We start from the raw sequence: 5,176 nt of genomic DNA, 5'->3' as shown, positions 1-5,176 counted from the left end.
CTCGCGCCCGAAGGCGGGACTCACGGGCTTCACGGTCTCGCGCCTGTGGGGCAGCGAGATCGGGCGCCCGGCGCACATCGCCAGCGCGCTGCAGATCATGGTGGAGGGCCCGCTGGGCGGCGCGGCCTTCAACAACGAATTCGGCCGGCCGAACCTGGCGGGCTACTTTCGCGAGTACGAGCAGCAGGTGGGCGACGTGCTGCGCGGCTACCACAAGCCGATCATGATCGCCGGCGGCGTGGGCAGCATCGACGCGCGCCTGACGCACAAGATCGAGTTTCCCGCCGGCACGCTGCTGGTGCAGCTGGGCGGCCCCGGGATGCGCATCGGCATGGGCGGCGGCGCCGCCAGCTCCATGGCCAGCGGCACCAATGCCGCCGAGCTGGATTTCGACTCGGTGCAGCGCGGCAACCCGGAGATCGAGCGCCGCGCCCAGGAGGTCATCAACCACTGCTGGGCGCAGGGGGAAGCCAACCCCATCCTGGCGATCCACGACGTGGGCGCGGGCGGGCTGTCGAACGCCTTTCCCGAACTGGTCAACGACGCCGGCCGCGGCGCGCGCTTCGACCTGCGCGCCATTCCGCTGGAGGAGTCGGGCCTCGCGCCCCGGGAGATCTGGTCGAACGAGAGCCAGGAGCGCTACGTGCTGGCCATCGCGCCGGGATCGCTCGAGCATTTCCGCGCGCTGTGCGAGCGCGAGCGCTGCCCCTTTGCGGTGGTGGGCGTGGCGACCGAGGAGCGCCAGCTGGTGCTGGAGGACACGGCCGCCGGGCAGACGGACGCGCTGCGCTGGCCGGTGGACATGCCGATGGACGTGCTGCTGGGCAAGCCGCCGCGCATGCACCGCGATGTGCAGAGCGTGCCGCGCGACTTCGCGCCGCTGGACGTGGACGGCGTTGCGCTGCAGCAGGCGGTGATCGACGTGCTGGCCCACCCGACGGTGGCAAGCAAGCGTTTTCTCGTGACCATCGGCGACCGTAGCGTCGGCGGCCTGACGCACCGCGACCAGATGGTGGGGCCGTGGCAGCTGCCGGTGGCCGACGTGGCGGTGACGCTGGCGGACTACGCAGGCTTCGCCGGCGAGGCTTTCGCCATGGGCGAGCGCACGCCGGTGGCGGTGCTCAATGCCCCGGCCTCGGGGCGCATGGCGGTGGCGGAGGCGATCACCAACCTGCTGGCCGCGCCGATCGAGCTGTCGCGCGTCAAGCTCTCGGCCAACTGGATGGCGGCCTGCGGCGAGCCGGGCGAGGATGCGGCGCTGTACGAGACCGTGCGCGCCGTGGGCATGGAGCTGTGCCCGCGGCTGGGCATCTCGATCCCGGTGGGCAAGGACAGTCTGTCGATGCGCACGCAATGGACCGATGCGGATGGGCAGCAGCGCAAGGTGACCTCGCCGGTGAGCCTGGTGGTCTCGGCCTTCGCCACGCTCTCCGACGTGCGCGGCACCCTCACGCCCCAGCTCGATGCACGGGAGCTGGACACGACGCTGCTCCTCGTGGACCTGTCGCGCGGGCGCATGCGCATGGGCGCCTCGATCCTTGCGCAGGTGCTCGATCAGACGGGTGACGAGGCGCCGGATCTGGACGATCCGCAGGATCTGGTGCGGCTGGTGGAGGCGGTGAACGCGCTGCGCCGCCAGGGGCTGATCCTGGCCTACCACGACCGCAGCGACGGCGGCCTATTGGCGGCGGTGGCCGAGATGGCCTTTGCGGGGCGGGTGGGCGTGGCGCTGAACGTGGACCTGCTGGTGACGGAAGGCGACGGCATCAGCGACAGCCGCATGGATGCGGGCGATGCGAAGAACTGGGCACAGCAGGCCAGCGGCCGGCGCGAGGAGCGGACGCTGCGCGCGCTGTTCAACGAGGAGCTGGGCGTGGTGCTGCAGGTGCGCACGGCCGAGCGCGACCGGGCGATGCAGGTGCTGCGCGAGCACGGGCTGGCGGCCTGCAGCCACTACGTGGGCAAGACGCGGCCCGAGGGCTGTCCCATGGACGAGGGCAAGGGCGAGCTGCAGGTCTGGCGCGATGCGAAGAAGATCTTCTGCGCGCAGCTTGCCGACCTGCAGCAGGTGTGGGACTCGGTGAGCTGGAAGATCTGCCAGCAGCGCGACAACCCCGAATGCGCCGACAGCGAGCACGCCGCCGCCGGTGATCCGCAGGATCCCGGCCTGCACGTGCACCTCGGCTTCGATCCGGCCGAGGACGTGGCGGCGCCGTTCGTGCACCGCGCCCGGCCGCGCGTGGCCGTGCTGCGCGAGCAGGGCGTGAACTCGCACGTGGAGATGGCCTACGCCTTCACGGAGGCGGGCTTCGAGGCGCACGATGTGCACATGAGCGACCTGCAGTCGGGTCGCGCCGAACTGGACCAGTACGCCGGGATCGTCGCCTGCGGGGGCTTCAGCTATGGCGACACCCTGGGCGCGGGCATCGGCTGGGCGCGCTCGATCACCTTCAACGAACGGCTGTCGGAGCAGTTCCAGCGCTTCTTCGCCCGCCCCGACACCTTTGGCCTGGGCGTGTGCAACGGCTGCCAGATGTTCGCCGAGCTGGCCGACATCATTCCGGGCGCGCAGGACTGGCCGCGCTTCACGACCAACCGGAGCCACCGCTTCGAGGCGCGGCTGTCGATGGTCGAGGTGCTGCCGTCGCCGAGCATCTTCCTTGCCGGCATGGAGGGCTCGCGCCTGCCGATCGTGGTCTCGCATGGGGAAGGCTTCGCCGATTTCCACCAGCGCGGCCACCAGGAGCGCGCACTGGCGGCGCTACGCTACGTGGACAACCACGGTCGGCCGACCGAACGCTATCCCTTCAACCCGAACGGCAGCCCCGGCGGCCTCACGGGGGTGACCACTGCCGACGGGCGCTTCACGGCCATGATGCCGCACCCGGAGCGGGTGTTTCGCAACATCCAGATGAGCTGGACCGACCTGGCGGCCAGCGGCGGGTTGGAAGCGCACAGCCCCTGGATGCGGCTGTGGCGCAACGCGCGCCGCTGGGTGGGCTGAGGCCCGGCGCCCGCGGCGTCCACGGCCACGGCCTGCAGCGCTTGTCCGACATGCGCTGCGGCCGAAGGCATGCACAGTCGGCCATCCGTCCACTCTTGCACGCGCTTTTCCATGGCCGGCGCCACCCTCCTGACCCTGCTCGACGACATCGCCACGCTGCTGGACGACGTGGCGCTGATGTCGAAACTTGCCGCGCGCAAGAGCGTGGCCATGGCGGACGACGTGTCGGTAATGGCGAAGGTGGCGGCGCGCAAGACCGCGGGCGTGCTGGGCGACGACCTGGCGCTCAATGCCGAGCAGGTCAGCGGCGTGCGCGCCGAGCGCGAGCTGCCGGTGGTCTGGGCGGTGGCGCGCGGCTCGCTGGTCAACAAGGCCATCCTGGTGCCGGCGGCGCTGCTCGTGAGCGCGCTCGCGCCGTGGGCCGTGCAGCCGCTGCTGATGGTGGGCGGCACCTACCTGTCGATGGAAGGCAGCGAGAAAATCCTGCATCGTGGCGGCTCGGCCGAGGAGACGGCCCAGGCCGAGCGCGAACGGCTCCCGCAGGACTGGGGACCGGCCGAGGTGCAGCGCATGGAAAAACGCAGGGTGCGGGGGGCGATCCGCACCGATTTCGTGCTGTCCGCCGAGATCATCGTCATCGCCCTGGGGACCGTGGCGGGAGCTTCCTTCCTGCAGCAGCTGGTGGTGCTGTCGGCCATCGCGCTGGTCATGACCGTGGGGGTGTACGGCGTGGTGGCAGGCATCGTCAAGATGGACGACGTGGGGCTGTGGCTGGCGCGCCGCGGCGGGAGGCTTTCGGCAGGCCTGGGGCGCATGCTGGTGGCGGCGGCGCCGAAGCTGATGAAATTCCTGACCGTGGCCGGCACGGCTGCGATGTTTCTGGTCGGCGGCGGCATCCTCGCGCACGGCATCGCGCCGCTGGCGCAGGCCATCGAAGGCGCGGCCGGGGCCGTGGCTGCATGGCCGGGCGGGCGGGCCTGGGCCTTGCTGCTGCCGCACCTGCTGCACATGCTGGTGGGTTTCGTGGTGGGCAGCGCCGCCCTGGGAGCATGGACGCTCGTGCAGCGGCTGCGCCCGGCGCTGGGCAAGGCCGAGGCGGGCGCACCGCAGCGCTGAACCGGCTCCGGCCGGCGGCAGGGCGCGCGCAGTGCAGCAAAGTTTGATCTGCAGCAATCCCGACCCTTTTGCTCGTGGGCCTAATGCAGGGCACGGGGGCCGTCCCCGTGTCCAACGCATACCGACAAGCACGATGAAAAAGTCCCTGCTGGCCCTGGCCGCCGTCTGCGCGCTGACCTCGGGCGCTGCCCTTGCGCAGTCCACCCCTTCCGAAGGCCCCTTCATGGTGCGCGTGCGCGCCGTCAACCTGGACAGTGCCAACAAGGACGGCACTGGCCTGGGTCTTTCGGTCAACGACAAGCTCATCCCCGAGCTGGACGTGTCGTACTTCTTCACGCCGAACATCGCCGCCGAGCTGATCCTGACCTATCCGCAAAAGCACAAGCTGCGCGCCGATGGGCTGGGCCAGATCGGCTCGCTCAAGCACCTGCCGCCGACGCTGCTGCTGCAGTACCACTTCACCAACTTCAGCGGCTTCAAGCCCTACGTGGGCGCCGGCGTGAACTACACCCGCTTCTCCAGCGTGCGCTTCGACCCGGCGGTGCAGGCGGCCTTGCAGCCGTCCATCGACAAGAACAGCTGGGGCGGCGCGCTGCAGCTGGGCGTGGACATCCCGCTGTCCAAGAACATGTACCTGAACCTGGACGTGAAGAAGGTGTTCATCGGCACCGACGTGCACTCGGCCGGCGCCAAGGTGGGCAAGTTCAAGGTCGATCCGCTGCTGGCCGGGGTGGGCCTGGGCTGGCGCTTCTGAGCGCCGGGCCCGCAATATTTCCTGATTGCGATCGTTTCTTCATGGTGATTGGCCGGCGCCCCAGGGTGCCGGCCTTTTTTGTGCGTGGGGCGCGGGGCGGCGTCCTACCCGCGCAAACGCCCATGGCGCGCAGCCGAGCAAGGCGGCGGCGCGTAGGGTAGGCTTCCTATGCCCGCCGCCTTCCTCTCCTCAGTCACCCCTCCCTTCCTTGCGGGCACGCGCCCGCGAAGCGCGCCCGGCAGCGCCCCGGGCGATGCGCGCACTGCGCTAGTGTGGGCCGGGAGCCTGCCGCCCGGCGCCGA

3 protein-coding genes are annotated in these 5,176 nt (G+C 70.6%); all 3 read left to right on the top strand.

Going from position 1 to position 5,176, the window contains the following annotated elements:
* A partial coding sequence (gene purL / locus A612_RS14900) for a phosphoribosylformylglycinamidine synthase (protein ID WP_019375242.1) occupies positions 1–3,004 on the top strand: 3,004 nt, incomplete at its 5' end.
* A gap of 111 nt (positions 3,005–3,115) precedes the next feature.
* On the top strand, positions 3,116–4,120 hold the full coding sequence (locus A612_RS14895; RefSeq protein WP_019375241.1) for a DUF808 domain-containing protein: 1,005 nt from the start codon (positions 3,116–3,118) through the stop codon (positions 4,118–4,120).
* A 133-nt stretch (positions 4,121–4,253) separates the two neighbouring features.
* The gene (locus tag A612_RS14890) at positions 4,254–4,874 is read left to right on the top strand and encodes an OmpW/AlkL family protein (RefSeq protein ID WP_019375240.1); all 621 of its coding nucleotides are present in this window, start codon (positions 4,254–4,256) and stop codon (positions 4,872–4,874) included.
* Positions 4,875–5,176: the final 302 nt, after the last annotated feature.

It is taken from the genome of Melaminivora alkalimesophila, from assembly GCF_000282995.1.
Taxonomy (GTDB): domain Bacteria; phylum Pseudomonadota; class Gammaproteobacteria; order Burkholderiales; family Burkholderiaceae_C; genus Melaminivora; species Melaminivora alkalimesophila.
This window is presented reverse-complemented; position numbering and strand designations above follow the sequence as displayed.